Source organism: Gracilimonas sediminicola (assembly GCF_024320785.1).
Taxonomy (GTDB): Bacteria; Bacteroidota; Rhodothermia; order Balneolales; family Balneolaceae; genus Gracilimonas; species Gracilimonas sediminicola.
Map to the genome: position 1 here is coordinate 569,124 of NZ_JANDBC010000002.1, position 18,919 is coordinate 588,042.

The following is an 18,919-nucleotide window of genomic DNA, read 5'->3' on the forward strand; positions in this document are numbered from 1 at the left end:
ACAACCACTTAACTCAATCAACTACAAAACCTTTACTGTTATGAAATCTGTTAAATCTCTTTTCGCCCTCATCGCTATCGTTTCTCTGTCTTTCGGATGTGCTTCGGTTACCGACGCTTCCCTCAACGACGAGCTGACCAGCCAGCCTACCATTGAAACCACTACTACCGACAACGGCGTGTTTTCCGGCGGCGCAGATGTGAAGCCTATCGTTGAAAAACCTTGGTAATAAAGTGGATTTCCTTACATTAAGACTTCAATAACATGATTAGTTGTGATCCTACTTTATTTAATACTTTTTTTAGCTCCCTTTCCTACTGACACTGCCTATGTCGAAAAAACCGAGACACAGATAGCTGCGTATGTTTCCAACATCGAGAAAGGTCAAAATGTTAGCTTAAACAGTTGGGCCATTCACGAGATTGCTTTACTTAATTGTGAAGGGCTTGATATAGTAAAATCATCTGTACAAAGCCTGGATGAAAAAGCTTCATTCTATAATGGAATTTCTTGTGATGAGTTGGATAAACACAGTCAATCTTTTTGGGATGAAGCAGAATCAAATCTCTATAACCAAATCATAGATAATGGTGATACTGTCTCCACGAACATCATCGATTATGATGAACATCCCTTAATTCATTTTCGAATATTGATGGAAAATGAATTCCATTATTATTATTCCACAAATTATTTAAAAAACGCATTAGATAACTGGCTTAGCTACATAAATTCAGAACAAACAAATGGCGGGCTGGAATATGCTATTGTTCTCTCAAATGTTATACGTACCGCTTATATACTCGATAGGTACGATGTGATTCAAGAAAATTATGAGAAATTTGTTAATCAGAATTGGTTACCAAATTCGATTCATAGATTAAGGTTGTTAGGTGCTTTTGACTACACTTTTTATATCTATGGAGAATATGATAAATCCCTTCAGCTTCAGCGGAATTATTCTTTACCGCTGGCCATGTTTATTGGAAATAAAACTGAAATAAATTCAATTAAAGTAAGGCAAGGAGCCTACTTATATTCTTTAGGGAAGTATCACGAGTCGAAAGCCATTTATGAAGAGCTGTATAATGAGTCAGAGACCTTAGAAGAACAATACTCTCTTTTCACCAACTTGGGAGCTACCTATTTAAAGCTTGGGCAATCCAATAAATATATTACTTTTCAATTGCGGGCTTTAGATCAAGAAATAGAGAAATATACAACCCGGTTAAATATCTATCGAAACTTGTTCATCTACTACAGTTCCATAAACGATGTAAATACGGCCCTGAATTACATTGAAAAGGCTCGCGAAGTAGCGATTGAAAGTCAGGATACAACCGAATTGGCATTAATCGATTTCTATTTAGGTTCTTTTTACTGGAACAATTATAAAGATGCTGAGAAGGCACTGGCTAATTTAAGTGCTGCTTCTCAAATATTTTCGGCGGAGAAGAATTACGAAACCTACATCGATTTGCTGGTTGAGAAAGGGACCATTTTGAGCAAAATTGACTCTCTTTCAGAAGCAAGACAAACATTTCAGAACGTAAAGCAACTAACCCTTTCCCGCTCAGATACTCCTGATTATTTAGATGCCGTAGTCAATCTTACAGCTATTGATTTAAAGCAGAATAAAATTACAGAAGCCGCCAAAAACCTGGAAGATGTCCAGCTCTATTCGCTTGAGAATATGGATTTTCAATTATCAGTTAAATATCAAACCGTCAAATCGAACTACTTCAGCTTATCCGGTAATGACAGAGCCGCGATAGATAATCTTTTACCCGTCATTGATCAGGTAATTGACCGTGCCAAGAATAATACCGACACACAGGAAGGGTACTGGTCGGTAGAGGATGAATACCTGGATGCTTTTGAGCTAATTGTCGAACTGCTTATTGATAATAACAGAAGCCCCGAAGCACTGGAAATTTTAGACCGGCTAAAAACCATAAACGACGCTACGCTCTATAACAGTCCTTTAGTTAAAGCAGCCAAGCTTACTGAAGAGGAATTAGCTGAAGAGAAAAAATTAAACCAGCGCATTCAGTCCCTCAGAAAAAAATATCTGAATGCGACTCAAGAAGAGCGGTTCCAAATAAACACTCAAATCGATCGTATTTCTGCTGCAAGGAATCAAATTTTGGCAGATGTAAACCTGGACAAAGAAGAGCCTTTGCCCCCAATTTGGTCGATCCAGCGTTCTTTAAATGATGATGAACTCTTGCTTCATTTCACCGAAGTGGGCACAAAACTGTATGTCAGTTACCTGACTTCCTCCCAAATCAGGATAAAATTTTTCACCTTTGATAAGCAGCGCCAGGCTTTATTCTCGCAAATTGGAGATAACCTGGCATCCGGAAACACAAACCTGCTTGAGCTTTACCGGCTTCACGAGATTCTGGACCTGAAGGACATCCCAAATCAAATAAAACAGATTTCAGTTGTACCGGATAATTACCTGTACCGAATTCCCCTTGAGGTTCTGCCTACCGAAAAACCTGATTCACCGATCAGTTTTGGCAGTACCCGATACTTAATTGAAGATTATCACTTCCGATATTTTACATCACTGAAAGAATTTGATAGCAACCGCCGTACTTTTTCTGCCTCTACGGAAACTGACTTTTCAGGCTTTGCCATTTCAGACTTTCAAAATTTTAAAGGCACAAATTTGCCATCTTTACCTTATGCTACGGTAGAAACAAACAACATCACGAATGTTCTTTCATCCTTCAATAACAAAAAAGTATTTACCGGTGATGCTGCCACTAAAGATATTTTTAAACAGAAAGTAGGCACTTCCCGGCTTGTTCATGTTGCCACGCATAGCGAAGTCTCTGAGAAAGACCCTCTTTTCTCCACCATTTACTTAAAGAATTCTTCTGACTCCGATACCTTACAGTCCGATCAGGCTCTGTATGCCTATGAGTTATTTGATACCCCGTTAAACAGTGAATTCATTATGCTGAATTCGTGCAGTTCCGGATCCGGAAGTTACATTCAGGGAAGTGGTATTATGGGGATTAGTCGTGCCCTCAGGTATGCCGGGGCCAAAAGCCTGGCTTTAAACCTGTGGTCGGTAAATGATAAAGTTGCTTCGGAGTTTGCAACCGATTTTTATGATTTACTTAATGAAGGTGAAACTAAAAGTGAGGCCATCAGACAGGCAAAACTCAACCAGTTAAAAAGAGCCAATGCCAATCCGCATTTCTGGGGAGCATATATGATGATCGGGAATCCTTCGCCGGTTACAAACAAATCAACAAATGCCGGCCTAATGTTTTCACTGTTAGCTCTTACAGGTCTGCTGGCTGGGTTTATCACTTACAGAAAAGAAGAGAGCGCTTAACCAAACCAAGAAGTCACCGCGCCCGCCCGCCTTACTTAGATAAAAAAAGAGCTTACACTAATTAAGTATAAGCTCTTTCTCATATTTCTTTCGCCGGTAAATTACGTGTGCAACACAGTCAGAATTCTATTCTATCTGCTCACGTTTTCCAGCGCATCCACATATGTTTTTGCGACTCGGCTGTAAGCACCATTGAGTTCATAGGCTTTTTGGAAAGCATCTCCCGCTTCTTCAAGACGATCCAATTGGAAATACGTGTTACCTAAAAACCAGTACCCTTTTTCAAGAGTAAGTACTTCTATGTTTTCTTGTGCAGTAACAATTTTGAAATTTTCGATAGAGGATGAATAGTTGCCGTTGTTATACTGAATTGAACCTAAGCTCAATGCAATCTCAGCTTTTAGTTGTGGCTCTGTGGCTTCTTCCAGCTCGGATTGGAGCAATGAAATCGCTTCCTGAACCTCCCCATCGGTAGCCAAACGAATAGCTCTTCGAATTACATCGCTGGTAACAGTAGCAGAAACCCCTTCAGCATCTCTAACAACATCTAATCCAATCTGTGCTATCGGGCTTACCGAGAAGTCACCGGAAGGATTCATATTTAACACCCCTACTACCGATGCTATCAAAATTACAGCAGCTGCCGCAGCATATTGGGCAACTTTTCGGAAAGAGTGTACTTTGGAAGATGGTTTTGCTGCTTGCTTACGGTCGATGACGGCCTTTAAATTGGCAACGCTTTTCATGTAGTCCATGTAATATTCATCCTGAATAAGTTCAGACCACAATTCATCAACCTGCTCAGCATCAAGCCGACCGTTTACATACAGATCAATCTTCCTCTCTAATTCTTTATTAATCTTACTTTCTATCATTTTCGTTATTATAATAGTTGTGATTACTAACTGTGATGTGATAATGAAACGTTCAACAACAAATAACTCGAAAATTTACCGCCTTTATACCTCATATAGCACGTAATTGCCGTCATTTGTACTACCCATATCAAATTATCTCTGACAAGAGTAAGCTGATCGTTCTTTGTTACACATTTTTTTCAATTTTTTTTAAAAAAGTTATTTCGCTCTTTACTTCTTTTATTTAGAAGAGTATCTCACACAATAATGTTACAGTATTTTCCTTAATCAGTAAGAATATTAAACGATTTTAATTATTGGACTTCCATGCCCGCTACTAACGCCTTCAAATATTTAACAATCTTCGCACTTGTCTTTGTCTCCTGCGGAAATAACCCGGCATCCCTACAGGGCAGCATCGATTACCTCGGAGATGCCAACCTCGTCATTCAGCAACAACCTGTTCATTACAAATACTCCCCGGTGCTAAGAGATACCCTGAACGTATCCGATCAAGGCTCTTTCTCTTTTACCACTCCTGTATCCTCCCGGCATATTCGCACTTTGCTGATAAACGATGAATCATATCCTTTTATCTTATCCCCCGGAGCTGATTTAGAAATCACCATACTGAGGGCTGCATTCCCTGAAAATGTAAGCGTGGAAGGTTATCCTGAATCTTGGGGTGAACGATATAATCGCTACCTGACTGAGATTGAAGAAATCGAGACACAGATTCCCATTGAGGAAGAAAAGATTAAGGTTGGGGAAGATAACAACTTGCTTGAGCTGAGTGAAAGAAAATACCAAATTGCTGAAAAGCACCTTTCCGGCACGCCACTACGTGATTATTATCTGAAAGCAATCGGCGAGCACCTTGTATTTGCTGTCCGATCTATTGAATACAATCAGCGGTTCAATAAAAATTTTGATGCTGATTCTGCCAGAGAGCACGTTTTTTCTTTGGCCGATTCCCTCAATTTTTTCACCATAAAATCACTGAAGGCCCAGCGAGCAGGAATACGTGACTTTGCCCACTATTACGCTCGCACTTTTGGCATTTACGACAGCGTTAAGTCTGCTTACGGGCAAGATTTGTCTGAATATGATATCAAACGATTGGCCTATGAGGAACTGAATGAGAAACGCCTTCAGGTGTTAGACCATATAGAAAGTCGTGATGCAATGGCTCACGCCCGAATGTACCTGGTGGCAGAACGAATTGGAGAGCAGGATTTGGAAACGGCAACTCCAAGTTATGAAGCCTACCTGGAAGACTTTTCTGATTATCCTGAGTACACCGAATTCCTAACTTACTTCTACAATGAAATCAAATCAGTTTCCCCGGGCCAGCCAGCTGTTCCGTTTTCCCTGCCCGATATAGATGGAAATATCCATACTATGAAAGATTACCGGGGTAAGTTTGTACTGCTCGATTTTTGGGCGGGATGGTGCCAGCCTTGCCTGGAAGAGTTTTCCTACATGAAAGATATCTACGCCAATTACTCACGTGATGAACTCGAAATCATCGGGATTTCCAATGAAGCCGACAGCCTGGTTTGGGTGCAGGATATTAAGCGACTGGAACTCCCATGGGTTCAGCTTTACGGAGGCAATGGGTTTGATGAAAAGACGTTCAAAGCCTATAAAGGCGGGGGAATTCCGTTCTATATTTTAGTTGATCCGAATGGGGAAATTGCCCGATATAACGATGTTCGTCCCTCCTTTAATTTCACACCTGTTTTAGACAGTTTACTATCCGAATATAAAAACCAACTAAACTGATGATTCGACTGTTACCCATTCTGATAATCTTGTCCACCTTCTATGGTTGCCAACAAAAGGTCCCTCAACAAGAAGAAGTCATCGATTCAAAAAGACTGGGACAAATGCTGGTTCTGGGTTTCCGTGGTACAGAAATTGACGACAACCACCCGATAGTAAAAGATCTGAAGGAATTAAATATCGGCGGGGTCGTTCTCTATGACTACGATTACGAACTTGAGAGTTTTGGAAGAAATATTGAGTCGCAAGACCAACTGCTCAAACTTTCCAGCGATCTGATTGCAAACGCTCCCATTTCACCAATAATCGCTGTTCATCAGGATGGCGGCTTTCAGTCACCGCTCCACAGTTTATATAATGACTCAGAGGAATTAAAAAAAGGTTTTCTTCAGGATTCAGCATCATCTGTTTCTTATTCCAGGAAATATGCACAGGAATTTACGGTTCTTAGTCTCAACACCAATTTCAATCCTCGTTTGGATTTACAAACCCCGTCAAATCAAGCTCCAAATCCGGAGATAATTTCTTCTGATCCCGATGTGGTAACGCAGCAAGCGGGCCACATTCTTGATGAATATGACAAGGAATTACTCTTCAGCGTACCCAAGTACTTTCCGGGTTACAGCAGCGACTATCACCCTTCGGATTCGATAAATGACGTAACTGGTATTTGGACGGATGATTTCCTGCAGCCTTATCGTGCCCTTCTTTCATCAGATCGGGACGTTTGGGGAATCATGACCGCACACAGCTTCAATGCCAATATTGATTCCGTATGGCCCGGAACCCTGTCCGAAAAAACGATCACAGGATTACTTCGTGATTCCCTCGGTTATGATGGTGTTATACTTTCTGATGATCTTCAAAAACCCATCATCACCAGCAAGTACAGCCTGGAAAATGCCCTTCAACAGGCCATTAATGCAGGGGTAGATATACTGGTTTTGGGCAATAATCACGCTTATGATGAACAAATAGCTAAACGGGCAATAGGCATCATCCAACAACTGCTGCGAGAGGGAAAAATAGAAAAGGAAAACGTGGAAGCTTCTCTTTCCCGAATCGACTCCCTCAAAATAAATGTAATTGAAGGACTTTGTTCATGCATGAATTTTTGACCATGGATTCAGAAATCATTGAAAAAACAGAAGAGTACGTAAGAAAGAAATTGCAGGGTGAAGGAACCGGTCACGATTGGTGGCACATACACCGGGTAAGAAACACGGCACTTCAGCTGGCAAAGATTGAAGATGCTGATCTTTTTATCGTGGAACTGGCAGCCTTACTGCATGACATTGCTGATCATAAGTTTCATGACGGGGATGAGGAAATCGGGCCGGCCACTGCCCGAAATTGGCTGGAAAATCTCGGTGTTGGTGAGTCCATCATCAACAGAGTATGCACCATCATCCGAGATGTATCATTTAAAGGCGCTGAAGTTGAAACGAAGATGGATTCCATTGAAGGAAAAGTAGTACAGGATGCTGACCGGCTGGATGCTTTAGGCGCCATCGGGATTGCGAGGGCTTTTGCTTATGGCGGACATAAAGGCCGCGAACTATACAACCCGGAAATTAAGCCTGAAAGCCATGCTACTTTTGAAGCCTACAAGAAAAGCACCGGACCAACCCTTAATCATTTTTATGAGAAGCTGTTTCTGCTCAAAGACCGGATGAACACCCAAGCCGGAAGAAAAGAAGCGGAAAAGCGACATCAGTTTATGAAAGAATTCGTTGATCAATTCTTTTCTGAATGGGGCGGAGATTTTGAATTATGAATGTTGAATCACTGTAATCCAACATTCATAATTTCAAATTTCTAATCTCCCATATATGCTTCTCCTTTTATAATCCATTCCGGTTCACCTTCCCCTTTCAGGTAATAGTCGAAATACTCTTTCATCCGAATAGCGTAATCCAGTTTATTGGAAAATTTTTGAGGATGATGCGGTTCATCGTGATACTGAAGAAATACCACATCCTTGTTGTAGCGTCGCATAGCCAGGTACATCTCAATACTTTGATACCACGGCACGGCTCCATCTGCATCTCCGTGCATGATGAGCATCGGAGTGGTGATTTTATCCGCAAAAAACACCGGTGAGTTTTCAATGTACTTTTCAGGAGCTTCTATCAGGCTTTGCCCAATGCGGCTTTGAGTTCTTTCGTATTGAAACTGCCGTGCAAGCCCTGATCCCCAGCGGATGCCACTGTACGCACTGGTCATATTACTTACCGGTGCACCGGAAACCGCAGCATCAAAAATATCGGTTTGGGTAACCATAAAGGCCGTTTGATAGCCACTCCAGGAATGGCCATGAAGACCAAGCTTATCTTCATCGGCGATACCCATCTCAATCAATTTCTGTATGCCGGGCACCAAGCTCTTGGTTGCCGCAAAGCCCGGACGACCAATTTCAAAGCGAATATCAGGAAGAAAAACGACGTATTCGTCACTCACATATTGAGCAAAAACCGGGCGGTGATTGGTCTTCGGCTCATTGAAATCATGCAAGCGATCGGTAAAAAACCGATAGTAATACGTCATAATCGGATACCGCTTATCAGGATCATAATTATCCGGTTTGATGACCACACCCTGAATATACTTTCCATCCAAGCTTAACCAGTCGATGAGCTCAGCTTTCCCCCAATTCCATTTTTTATGGAGGTCTTCATGAAGATTGGTCAGCTTATTTTTTCGTTTAAACTGCCGGTTGTTAGCCACCCAGATATTGGGAAATTCGTCGTAGGCTTCCCGCTTGTACAATATCGTATTCGCATCTTTCGCTTTATCCACAAAAGTAAATTTCTTGTCTTCTTCCAGCAGCCGACTGACACCTGTTTGATTTACTTTAGCTGAGTAAAATCCGAAATTCTTCTTCAGGTCGTGATAGGAAGTCAGTAATAACTCCTCATTATTGGCATACGGTTCCCCCCAATCCTTATCCATTCTTTCTATGCGGAAAATCCGTTTGGCTTCCCGGCCGGCCCCATCGGTAATAGAGACGGGCTCACTGAAATCGGTTGGAAATCTCCAGATGTCGTACTTATCATAAATCATTACAGCACGATCATCTTCAACCCAACCGGCGATACCGTAATCGGGCACCCGGGATGGGTAGTCATGATCTTCGTTATAGAATGGCACTTCCAGGTTTGCGGTAATATTCCGGGTTACCCCTTTTTCAATATCAAGCAGATTCCAGTGCTTGTTTACATAAAATGCAGCAAACGTACCACCGGGCGAAAGGCTAACCCCTTCCGAAAGTTTCTTCCCAATCAACGTACGCTTTCCGGTTTCCAGATTTACATAATACCAGTCGTTGAAGAATCCTTCCCAGGTCATTTCTTTCATATAAGGAACCTGAGAACTTCCCAATACCACATTCGGATTATGAGCAATATCAATTTCAGGCATTTCATGGTCGGCCAGCTGAACCCACTCATCGCTATCCAAATGATATACGGCGAGGTAAAGATGGTTTTTGGTTGAATTCCAGCTCTTCTTTTCATGCGTTTTGATTCGGGGATCATCTCCATGCCAAATATCCAGTCCCCGGTCTTCAATGATATCATCCACGTCGTAGATATCTATTTCATCGTCTTCAGCAGCATCTTTCCTGGCATCCAGCGCCGCCATTTCAGCATCCATGAAGCCAAAAAACAGTCGTTGCCCATCATTGGTAAAAGTGAGCTCGTTGTTAGATCGCAGCACATATCCCTCATTTCCGGCATCGGCATTTAACAGCGTTGACAACTCCTCATTTTGCGTATTCCAGATATGAACCGAAGCATTACTTTCAACATAAGAAGTATCATACGTAGCTTTGGTAAATGCCAGTTTTTGCAAATCATAGTCCCAGGTCAGGTTTCCGTATAATCCGTTTTCCACCAGGTCAATAGCCCGGGAATCCTGATCATTCAAATCAAAAACATACAGCCCGTTTTCAGCGCCAGAGGTATCCGCCACAGAATAGGCCAGGTAGTTGGAAAGGCTGTCGAACTCCATTTTCCGCACAAATGGCAAAGAGAAAACAGAGCCTGATTCGGTGTTCCAGAGCGTAACCTCTGTACCTAACTTCTTATTCCCTGATTTGAGGTCTTCCACTTCTTTAGACTGATGATGCTGAATGGCAAGCCAGCTTCCATCTTCTGAAAAAGCAAAAGAACGAACACTGTCAAACTCCGTGATCGAGCCATCGCTTGTGGAAAGTAAAGACAGTCCTTGTTTCGGTTTATTCTTGTCGGATTTAAGTTCTTCCGCCAGGGGTACCTTCCGGAAAGCAGCTACCCAGGTCCCGTTTTGTGTGATTTCGGGCGATGCACCTAAAGTGATAGAATAGGTATTCCGTCCGTTTATGCTTTTCACCTCCACCCGGCCATCACCACGATCGGGCCACACTTCATAAGCAACCCAATCGCCACTCGCTGACAGTTCTATGGAGCCGATGTCTTCAAATTTCATAACATCTTCGAAACTCAAAACTCCCTGAGCCGTAGCCCAAACCGGAAAAAGAAGAGCGGCAATTATAATGAGAAACAAACGATTTTTTTGTGAATGCATGATTCTATACTTTGATGAAATGGATGTTCCAAATAAAGTGGATTCCCGCATCAGATGAAATCCTAAATCTGTTTGTTTTGGAATCTTTTACCTCAATAACTTTTCTGATATGAAAAACTCAGCCTACACCTATGATTATTTTTTGGATGCTTTTGAGCAGGCTAAAATAACGGCCGAAGATCTTGTCCAAAGCGTAGATAATGATGTGTTTTTGCGAAAACCGAATGAAGACAAATGGTGTATGGGCGAAATATTGAACCATCTTTTACAGGCCGGGAATGAATATTTACCGCAAATCAAAAAAGGGCTCAACAGGCCGGATGAAGAATTAGCGAAAGGCGGTGAGCCCTTTACCCCCAACTTCCTCTTTCGGTGGTTTATACATATTGTAAGTCCTCAGTACAACCGTGCGGTTCCTACCGTTAAACCTTTTGAACCGAAAAATGTGGACGAGATTAATCGAGAAGAAGTACTTTCTGACTTCCTTTCCCTTCAGGACGAATTCATTCACTTAATCAAAAAAGCCAAGTTGGAACAGCTAAATCTGGACCGGATAAAAACCCGCAATCCTATTATCAAATTTGTACCCATGTCCTTGACAGCCTGCTTTGGTGTACAGGAAGCCCACCAACGCAGACATTTTGAGCAGATGAAAGCCTTGAAAGAGCAGTTTACTGAAGGTTAAAGCCGCGGCCGTAAACGGCGTACTTGTGATCCGGAATACTTGGATGCTTAATGCAATACTTCATTGTTATACTGATCTTTTCCGGTACTCAAGCATAGGATTCCTCCCTGCGGAATTCTAATGTTCATCACCGGTCAAATTTGCGCTTCCGCTCCGGGTATTCATCATAAGGAAAGAGAAACAGTCCATAAGGCTCATGCCCCTCTTTGTCCACATCCTGATGGTGTCTTTGGTGAGCCCGCCGGATCAGCTTCATAATTTTATTATCACTGCTGAAGGGCACAAATCTTTTATGAGCAAAGAGGTCGTGAATGATAAAATACAACACTCCGTAAACGGCAACGCCTGCCCCAATCCCAAATGCCGGCGATGTAAACATAGTGATGGCCCCCTCTACCATCAGCCAAATGGAAACACCGGCAAAAAACAGCGAGAAAATATCATTCAGTTCAAACAAACCATGGTTCGGTTTGTGATGAGACTCATGAATGTTCCAAAGAATCCCGTGAAATAACCACCGGTGCACACAATACGAAACAATTTCCATCCCCGCGAAGCCCACGCCCATAAATCCGATTAAGTAAAGCCAATCCATACTGCCCTTTTGATTTGCGCTAATATTGTATCCTGATTTCCGATTAGCAAACTAAATTTTTGAGATAATAGTTTACTCTTTCCGGTGATACACATATTTTACACATATAATATATGTAAGCAAAGAGGTACGTATGGAGGGACTAAAAATTTACCAGGGAGGGTCGGCCAAAAAACAGCGAAACGAGGTAAAACTTTCTCAAAAAGCGGAGACCGGATTTGTATCTCCGGCGGCCGATCATCTCCAAAAACCGCTGGACTTGGAAGAATTGATTGTACACCGCCCCGCTGCTACGTTTTATGTGCGGGCTGAAGGAAACGCGATGAAGGCATCGGGGGTGCAGGATGGAGATATCCTTGTGGTGGATCGATCCGTACATCCATCAGATGGAAATATTGTGATAGCCGCGATCGAGGAGGAACCCGTAATCAGAAGGCTGGTTAAGAGAGGGTCGCGGCTATTTTTAATTTCTGATGATTCCCGGTTTGAACCGATCACCATCCACCCCGATACCAATTGGCTCATTTGGGGAGTAATCACTCACGTCATTCACCGGTATGAAGTATGATCCTGAACCTCGAAAACTTCAATAACCGAAGCTCCATTGCTTATGCAATGATTGACTGTAATAACTTTTATGCCTCGTGCGAACGTGCATTCAACCCTTCCCTGGAAGGCAAGCCCATTGTAATTCTCTCCAATAATGACGGCTGCGTAATTGCCCGATCTGAGGAGGCTAAAGACCTCGATATCCCGATGGGGGCACCCGAATTTAAGTTTCGTACATTTTTCAGGGAAAAGAACGTGACCGTCCGGTCTTCGAACTATCCGCTGTATGGAGATATGTCGAACCGGGTCATGGAAACCTTGCGGCACCTTACTCACGATATTGAGGTGTACAGTATTGATGAAGCATTTGCGGAAGTTTCCACCAACACCTTTTCTGATTTAGAGGAGTATGGACGCCACATCAAAGAGACGGTTTATAAGTGGACGGGAATTCCGGTTTCTGTAGGTATTGCCCCGAGTAAAACACTGGCCAAAATCGCTAATGAAACAGCGAAGAGAAATCCCGTTTATAATGGTGTTTTGAGCTTGTGTGATAACCCCGTCGTAGATCAAATCCTGAAAAACATGCCGTTGCAAAAAGTATGGGGAATCGGGCATGGACTCACGGTCCGCTTAAACCGGTTTGACGTAAAGACCGCCTACGATCTTAAACAGAAAGTCGATTATAAACGATGGGTCCGAAAGCACCTGAATGTGACGGGACTACGAACGGTGCTGGAGCTCAACGGACTCCCTTGTATGAAACTAAGCGATGCCCTCGATTCCCGTAAAGGCATTCTTACCTCCCGCATGTTTGGGAAGCCCCTGTACAACCTGGAACCCATTCAGGAAGCGGTAGCCACGTACATAAGTCGTGCCGGAGAAAAGCTGCGTGCCCAGAAAAGCGTGGCATCCTGCATGCATGTTACACTGATTGGAGACCGCTACGACAACCTGAAGGGTAAGTATAAATATGGTGGCGGCCACTTTTTCCAGGTTCCTACGGCCCACACCCCAACTATGATTCAAGCCGGAATGGCCATTTCAAAATCGGTATTCCAGCCGGACACCAAGTTCAAAAAAGCAGCGGTAATGTTAACCGGGATTGTACCCCACAGCGAAGTACAAATGGACTTATTTGATCCCGAATTATATACGCAGAAGCAGTTTCACTTAATGAATTGCATAGATCAGATTAACACACGCCACGGCAGGAACACCGCTGCCTTCGCCGCCACTGGGCAACATCGAAAAAACAGCGAAGAGGCAAATTGGAAAATGAACCAAAATTATCTGAGTAAAAGATATACCACTGAATGGAAAGACATTATGACGGCTAAAACGAAGTGAATAGTGATGGGGTGATATAGTGATATAGTGATATTTTTTTGGTCACTTCATCACTTCTGCGGCTTCTTTGCCCAGCTGCATGCCTAACGCCACTCCCATTCCACTGAGGCCGGCTACCACCGATGTCTTATTATTGATGCGCTGCAACATCGGGCTTTTAGTGCTCGTGAAACCCATAATTCCCGACCATTCCGTGTCAATCTCCCAACCCTCGGGAAGCCTTAAAACATCATTTGCGAATGATGTAAGGCTTTTTTTGATTTTTTGGTTCGTCCCAAACTCAGTTGTTGTTTCAACATCAATGTCTAAACTTCGGGCTCCTCCGAGAAGAAATCGATCCCCTTCCACTCCCCGGAAATAATAGTAGCCACGATCAAAGTGATAGGTGCCTTTCCACTGCAGGTTAGGGATGGGTTTTGTCACAAACACGAATCCACGGCCGGGCTTTATATCAATATCATCGAGAAGGGTTGATGTGAATGAGTTGGTAGCTACAGCCAGTTGCTCGCCTTCAAGCTCAATACCGTTTTCAAGAATCAGTACTCCATTGTCCTGATCTATACTTTCTACCTGCGACTGCCACCGGAATTCCACGCCCGCTGCCAGATTCTTTTCATAAAGAGTCCGCATCATTTTACCGGGGTGCAGACAACCTTCCTGTTTTATACTAATTGCCGGAAATCCATTATGCTCGCACTTTTGATAGACCTCCTCTAACCCGGCCGCTTCCCTCAGCCACCGGTTACAAATATCGAGATGCTCTAAAGCCTGTTCATAAACCCGGGCATCAGTGAAAATTTCATAAGCCCCGGGTTCCCGGTAACCAATGTTTTTATCACCCAGAGTCTGGCGCAGTAATCCCAATCCATGTATTCTTCTCCGGATGCGATCAATGATCTTGCTCTCTTCCTCAATCTCCATGTCAGCCATATGTTCGGTCACCGAACCGAAGCATGCGAAACCGGCATTTCGGGTACTGGCGCCGATGGGATAGAATCCACGATCCACCACCAGTACTTTTTTGGCCGGGTTATTTTTTTTAAAAAAATGAGCGATAGACTGTCCCGTCAGGCCGGCACCCAGCACAATTAAGTCAAACTTCCGGCCATATAGTTTGGACTCCCAATAAGATCGTTCAGCCTGTATCATTTGTGGTCAAAAACTAAAGAAGCCATGAGTGGAGTTGCAACCTCAAAAAACCGGTCATCAACATTATATTTTGGATGATGCCATGGATATTTGGAATCATATTCTTCGCTTCCACTTCCCACAAAAAAGAACGCTCCGGGAAAATGCTCCTGATAGAATGCAAAGTCTTCTCCGGCCATAATTGGGCGTTTTAACTCAATAGCCGATTCTTCGCCAAACAAGCCGGCCATAGTCTCAAGCACAGTACGGGCTTCTTTCTCTGTATTTATCACCGGCGGATATCCTTTGTTCAATTGAAACTTGTAGCTGCCTCCGGCCGATTCCGTGATTCCTTTTACCAACGCTTCCAATCGGTTATGAACTAAGTCTGCAGTTTCGGCCGTAAGCGTTCTGGCTGTTCCCCAAAGTTTTACTTTCTCGGGGATGATGTTATGAGCCGTCCCCCCCTCGACCCTTCCTACTGTAACCACTACCGGTTCGGTTGGGTCCACGCTTCGGCTGGCTATGGTTTGAACCGCGTTGATATACTGGGCGGATAAAACCACCGGATCAATCGCTTCGTGTGCCCGGGCTGCATGTCCGCCTTTACCAATAATCTCAACTTCGAATTCATCGGGTGCTGCCATCAACGGGCCGACTTTGGTAGCAATAGTGCCGGGCTTGTGCATGGGGGAGGTATGCAATCCATAAATAGCTTGTACTCCCTGATCTTGGAGGAAACCCGTTTCACTTAAAAGCCTTCCGCCTCCGGGCAGCTTCTCCTCCCCCGGTTGAAATACAAGCAGAACTTTTCCTTCAATTTCAGCCTGAAGCTCCTTCAAAATTTTAGCAGCCGTCAGTAAGTTGGAAGTGTGAGCATCGTGACCGCAACAATGTGCAGCTCCGGGATTTTGGGATATAAAATCTTTTTTTGCTTCCCCATTTTCCTCCATGGCCAGCGCATCAATATCTGCCCGGAGAGCAATCACACGGTCTGATTTTTTTCCCCCTTCTATTATCCCCACGCAACCTGTTTCAAGGGGACTTTCAAATGGAATGCCAATTTTCTCCAACTCAGATTTAATGAACTTTGTGGTCTCAAATTCTTTATAACTAACCTCCGGATGCCGGTGTAAATATCTGCGCGTTTCGACCGCGTACTGGATATATTTATCAGTGAGTTGTTTAATTTGGGAATGCATGCGTATTCTTTGAATTCAAACGTTTGCTGATGATAAGGATATTATCTGATTCAACGTAACCTTTACAGCAGCGAATCGTACCTTTACGGGTCACAAAAACAGAAGGACACATGAAGAGAACATCCTGGGAAATAATATTAGCCGGCCTTTTTTTTGTAGGTATTGCCTTATACATCGTAGGGCAGCACTCTGAACCTGAAAAGCCCAAACGCACAGCCTTTGCAAGCGATAGCATTCGCATAAACATAGATGGTGAAAAGCTGCATGTTGTTGAGCTTAAGAAACTCGAGAACCTTGAAAATTTAGAGAATCTGAAGAACCTCGAGAACTTGAAGAATCTCAAAAACCTCAAGAATATCACTAATTTCTTGCCAGTCGAAATTCAGGAAGAGATTGAAGCTGAGATCAACCAAGCCCTGGAAGAACTTGAACAGGAAGGCATCAATGTTGATATAAATCGTGAAGAGGGAATTGTTTCCATTAACAAAGAAATGGCGGCAAGCCCCGGAAACTGGACGGTAGTTTCACCGGGTGTTTTTGCTTATGTGAAAGAGTTTGATGCTTCAAACGTAGAGCTTACCAATATTAAATTACCCTTTGGCTCTGTCACAATTAAAGGCAGTCAGGGAAATCAGATTAGATTTACTGTTGAAGCGTCAGGACAAGTTTCAACAAAGGCAGATCTTGAATCGAGGATTAATACTTCAGCGAACATCAACTCAGGTAGTGCCAACTTTGAAATAAGCAGCCAAAGAGCTTTATCGAAAGATCAAAACATTCATTTACAGGCCACATTGATTATCCCGGAAACCATGAAAGTTTCTTCCATAACACAGGCCGGGCATATAACCTCAGATAATGTAACCGGAGAACAAGTATATGAAACCAGGGGCGGACACATTAATCTTACAAATGTAACCGGAGATATAAGTGCCAAAACCAGTGGAGGTCATATCACCGTAAACAATTCAGAAGGAAAACTTAACCTGCGCTCTCTTGGCGGACATATAAAGGCTCAGAATATTGTCGGATCAGTATTAATGAAAACTTCCGGCGGAAATTTAGTTGCTGAAGAACTATCCGGTTCTGTACAGGCACAGACAAATGGCGGTAATATTGAGCTTCACTTTGTGGATCTTCAAAATTCATCACAGGCAACCACCGGTGCCGGCACCATATCTATTCTCGTCCCCCTATCAACCAATGCAATGTTTGACTTATCCGGAAATAAAGTTGAAATCGGTGGTGACCTTAACTTTCAGGGGGAGCAGTCATCAGGGGCAGCTAATGGTAAAATCGGTTCGGGAGAGGCTTCAGTTTCAGCAAAAACAAACTATGGAAGAGTTACATTGAAGTCTTCAAATTAGACCCTCTTTTCTTTAACCCTCCTTAAAAGAGCATTCAATCTCTTTCTTTGACATCAAAGAGTTTACAAAAGTTAGAATTCTGAACATTTCTCAGTGTATGCCATTGGCATATGTGCATATAACATGCATAAATCGCTAATAAAAGATAAGGAGAGGTTACTTTTATGAGTACACTCAAAAAAATAAGTACAGGATTATTCGCAGCTTTATTCGGAGTATTCACAATTGCGATGACAGCACAAACGACTAACCCTGATCAAGAGTACACGCAGGCTGAAGCTAAAGAAGATGTTACTTTAATCGGAACGGTTATAGATGCTAAAACAGAAAAACCTATACCTGAGGTAGAGGTTGAAATCACAAAAATAGATGAATCCCCTGAAACAAATAAAGAGGGCGAATTCATAACTGAAGACTTAACTACCGGTGAAACCTACACTCTGAAAATTGACCATGATGGCTATAAAGAGTACAAGAAAAAGGTAAAAACAACCAAAATGGAATCACCTACTATAGAAGTGGTTGTAGAGCTTAAACCAGTTGAGAAGGAATAAGTACCTACTCACTTAATTCTATTTCAAAAAAGGGCTTTAAGCAATTAAAGCCCTTTTTTAAATATGCTTACAGAAGTCTACTAGATTGAGGATGAACAGAATGACCGGTTTCTAAATGATTACTGATGCATTATCTTTGGCTTTATGACACCTAAAGTTCACCAAACCAAAGACGGTTCTTCAACTCTCTATTCAGATAGTTTTGAACAATTTTATCATAATCCGAATGGAGCGGCATCAGAAAGCCTGCATGTTTTTTTTGAAACACCGGGATTGCTTTCATACCTGGATACAGCTGATTCATTAACCATTTTAGAAATTGGGTTTGGCACCGGATTGAATTTCCTGCTGCTGCTTGATATCCTTAAACAGAAAGAGCTTAATATACCCGTAGAATTTTGGTCGGTAGAGGCTTTTCCCGTTGACCGGAGCACCTCATCTGAGTTCAACTTCAAAGAACATCTTAAACATCCGGAACTCAATGATCTGCTACCGGGCATTTTTGATGGACTCAAACCGGGATTGAATAAGCTCCACCCCTTGCCAGGCTTAAGCGCAACGTTGAATCTCTTTTATGGAAAGTTTGAGGATTTTTCTCCGGAGAATGTACAAGCCGATTTCATCTTTCACGATCCCTTTTCACCCGAAGTAAATGAAGAGCTTTGGACCGGACATACCTTTGAACGGCTGGCTTCATATTCTAAAAAAGAAGCGGTTCTCGCCACCTACTGCGCAGCTTCAAAAGCCCGTGGAGCCATGTGCGCTGCCGGGTGGAAAGTTGCTCGTTCACAGGGCGCTTTGGGTAAACGGGAAATGACGGTTGCTTCGCTTACCCCGGAACCACTGACTGCATTCAAAAGAGTTAACGAAGAGAGATTAGCTGAACGCTACAACACCGGAGATTTCGACTAACCCAGAAATTGAGA

The 18,919-nt window shown here is 42.9% G+C and carries 16 protein-coding genes; 11 read left to right on the forward strand and 5 right to left on the reverse strand.

Annotated features, from left to right (window positions below; all coding sequences use genetic code 11):
- Together NM125_RS12350 and NM125_RS15995 are read left to right on the forward strand one after the other, a co-directional pair.
- Window positions 1-229, forward strand: a 229-nt coding sequence (locus NM125_RS12350) for a hypothetical protein (RefSeq protein ID WP_255135248.1), incomplete at its 5' end; no start/stop codon positions are given.
- 45 nt (window positions 230-274) lie between these two features.
- Complete coding sequence (locus NM125_RS15995) at window positions 275-3,355, forward strand: CHAT domain-containing protein (protein WP_255135249.1); 3,081 nt, start codon at window positions 275-277, stop codon at window positions 3,353-3,355.
- A gap of 131 nt (window positions 3,356-3,486) precedes the next feature.
- On the opposite strand, the gene NM125_RS12360 is transcribed toward NM125_RS15995, so the two are convergent.
- A complete protein-coding gene (locus tag NM125_RS12360) occupies window positions 3,487-4,230 on the reverse strand; it encodes a tetratricopeptide repeat protein (protein WP_255135250.1) in 744 nt (247 codons plus the stop codon).
- Window positions 4,231-4,539: 309 nt separating this feature from the next.
- Between NM125_RS12360 and NM125_RS12365 the strand changes: the two genes are divergently transcribed.
- From NM125_RS12365 to NM125_RS12375, 3 genes are read left to right on the forward strand one after another with little or no spacing between them, the layout of a single operon-like run.
- A complete protein-coding gene (locus NM125_RS12365) occupies window positions 4,540-5,997 on the forward strand; it encodes a TlpA family protein disulfide reductase (protein WP_255135251.1) in 1,458 nt (485 codons plus the stop codon).
- On the forward strand, window positions 5,997-7,115 hold the full coding sequence (locus NM125_RS12370; RefSeq protein WP_255135252.1) for a glycoside hydrolase family 3 N-terminal domain-containing protein: 1,119 nt from the start codon (window positions 5,997-5,999) through the stop codon (window positions 7,113-7,115). Before NM125_RS12365 ends, NM125_RS12370 begins: the two co-directional genes overlap by 1 nt.
- On the forward strand, window positions 7,100-7,774 hold the full coding sequence (locus NM125_RS12375; protein ID WP_255135253.1) for an HD domain-containing protein: 675 nt from the start codon (window positions 7,100-7,102) through the stop codon (window positions 7,772-7,774). The genes NM125_RS12370 and NM125_RS12375 overlap by 16 nt, the downstream gene beginning before the upstream one ends.
- Before the next feature lie 41 nt (window positions 7,775-7,815).
- On the opposite strand, the gene NM125_RS12380 is transcribed toward NM125_RS12375, so the two are convergent.
- Window positions 7,816-10,563, reverse strand: a complete 2,748-nt coding sequence (locus tag NM125_RS12380) for a prolyl oligopeptidase family serine peptidase (protein ID WP_255135254.1) — start codon at window positions 10,561-10,563, stop codon at window positions 7,816-7,818.
- 109 nt (window positions 10,564-10,672) lie between these two features.
- On the opposite strand from NM125_RS12380, the gene NM125_RS12385 reads away from it, so the two are divergent.
- Window positions 10,673-11,248 (forward strand): DinB family protein, encoded by a 576-nt coding sequence (locus NM125_RS12385; protein ID WP_255135255.1) that lies wholly within the window; start codon window positions 10,673-10,675, stop codon window positions 11,246-11,248.
- A gap of 127 nt (window positions 11,249-11,375) precedes the next feature.
- On the opposite strand, the gene NM125_RS12390 is transcribed toward NM125_RS12385, so the two are convergent.
- A complete protein-coding gene (locus NM125_RS12390; RefSeq protein ID WP_255135257.1) occupies window positions 11,376-11,843 on the reverse strand; it encodes a sterol desaturase family protein in 468 nt (155 codons plus the stop codon).
- Window positions 11,844-11,976: 133 nt separating this feature from the next.
- On the opposite strand from NM125_RS12390, the gene NM125_RS12395 reads away from it, so the two are divergent.
- Entirely contained in the window at window positions 11,977-12,411 is a 435-nt protein-coding gene (locus NM125_RS12395) for a LexA family protein (protein WP_255135258.1), read from the forward strand.
- Window positions 12,408-13,742, forward strand: a complete 1,335-nt coding sequence (locus tag NM125_RS12400; RefSeq protein WP_255135259.1) for a Y-family DNA polymerase — start codon at window positions 12,408-12,410, stop codon at window positions 13,740-13,742. Before NM125_RS12395 ends, NM125_RS12400 begins: the two co-directional genes overlap by 4 nt.
- Before the next feature lie 42 nt (window positions 13,743-13,784).
- On the opposite strand, the gene NM125_RS12405 is transcribed toward NM125_RS12400, so the two are convergent.
- Together NM125_RS12405 and NM125_RS12410 are read right to left on the reverse strand one after the other, a co-directional pair.
- Window positions 13,785-14,891, reverse strand: a complete 1,107-nt coding sequence (locus NM125_RS12405; protein WP_255135260.1) for an NAD(P)/FAD-dependent oxidoreductase — start codon at window positions 14,889-14,891, stop codon at window positions 13,785-13,787.
- Window positions 14,888-16,072, reverse strand: coding sequence for a M20 metallopeptidase family protein (locus NM125_RS12410; RefSeq protein WP_255135261.1), 1,185 nt, complete (start codon window positions 16,070-16,072; stop codon window positions 14,888-14,890). The genes NM125_RS12405 and NM125_RS12410 overlap by 4 nt, the downstream gene beginning before the upstream one ends.
- 110 nt (window positions 16,073-16,182) lie before the next feature.
- On the opposite strand from NM125_RS12410, the gene NM125_RS12415 reads away from it, so the two are divergent.
- The 3 genes from NM125_RS12415 to mnmC2 all read left to right on the forward strand — a co-directional run bounded on the left by NM125_RS12415 (window position 16,183) and on the right by mnmC2 (window position 18,905).
- Window positions 16,183-17,439, forward strand: coding sequence for a DUF4097 domain-containing protein (locus NM125_RS12415; protein WP_255135262.1), 1,257 nt, complete (start codon window positions 16,183-16,185; stop codon window positions 17,437-17,439).
- Between the two features lie 164 nt (window positions 17,440-17,603).
- Window positions 17,604-17,993 (forward strand): carboxypeptidase-like regulatory domain-containing protein, encoded by a 390-nt coding sequence (locus tag NM125_RS12420; RefSeq protein WP_255135263.1) that lies wholly within the window; start codon window positions 17,604-17,606, stop codon window positions 17,991-17,993.
- A gap of 144 nt (window positions 17,994-18,137) precedes the next feature.
- Entirely contained in the window at window positions 18,138-18,905 is a 768-nt protein-coding gene (mnmC2, locus tag NM125_RS12425; RefSeq protein WP_255135264.1) for a tRNA (5-methylaminomethyl-2-thiouridine)(34)-methyltransferase MnmC2, read from the forward strand.
- Window positions 18,906-18,919 lie beyond the last annotated feature (14 nt).

Coding starts and splice junctions, on each gene's coding strand:
- NM125_RS12375 (WP_255135253.1), top strand. CDS start 7,100: ATGCATGAATTTTTGACCATGGATTCAGAAATCATTGAAAAAACAGAA.
- NM125_RS12405 (WP_255135260.1), bottom strand. CDS start 14,891: ATGATACAGGCTGAACGATCTTATTGGGAGTCCAAACTATATGGCCGG.
- NM125_RS12415 (WP_255135262.1), top strand. CDS start 16,183: ATGAAGAGAACATCCTGGGAAATAATATTAGCCGGCCTTTTTTTTGTA.
- mnmC2 (WP_255135264.1), top strand. CDS start 18,138: ATGACACCTAAAGTTCACCAAACCAAAGACGGTTCTTCAACTCTCTAT.
- NM125_RS12400 (WP_255135259.1), top strand. CDS start 12,408: ATGATCCTGAACCTCGAAAACTTCAATAACCGAAGCTCCATTGCTTAT.
- NM125_RS12385 (WP_255135255.1), top strand. CDS start 10,673: ATGAAAAACTCAGCCTACACCTATGATTATTTTTTGGATGCTTTTGAG.
- NM125_RS12360 (WP_255135250.1), bottom strand. CDS start 4,230: ATGATAGAAAGTAAGATTAATAAAGAATTAGAGAGGAAGATTGATCTG.
- NM125_RS12390 (WP_255135257.1), bottom strand. CDS start 11,843: ATGGATTGGCTTTACTTAATCGGATTTATGGGCGTGGGCTTCGCGGGG.
- NM125_RS12365 (WP_255135251.1), top strand. CDS start 4,540: ATGCCCGCTACTAACGCCTTCAAATATTTAACAATCTTCGCACTTGTC.
- NM125_RS12395 (WP_255135258.1), top strand. CDS start 11,977: ATGGAGGGACTAAAAATTTACCAGGGAGGGTCGGCCAAAAAACAGCGA.
- NM125_RS12420 (WP_255135263.1), top strand. CDS start 17,604: ATGAGTACACTCAAAAAAATAAGTACAGGATTATTCGCAGCTTTATTC.
- NM125_RS12380 (WP_255135254.1), bottom strand. CDS start 10,563: ATGCATTCACAAAAAAATCGTTTGTTTCTCATTATAATTGCCGCTCTT.
- NM125_RS12410 (WP_255135261.1), bottom strand. CDS start 16,072: ATGCATTCCCAAATTAAACAACTCACTGATAAATATATCCAGTACGCG.
- NM125_RS12370 (WP_255135252.1), top strand. CDS start 5,997: ATGATTCGACTGTTACCCATTCTGATAATCTTGTCCACCTTCTATGGT.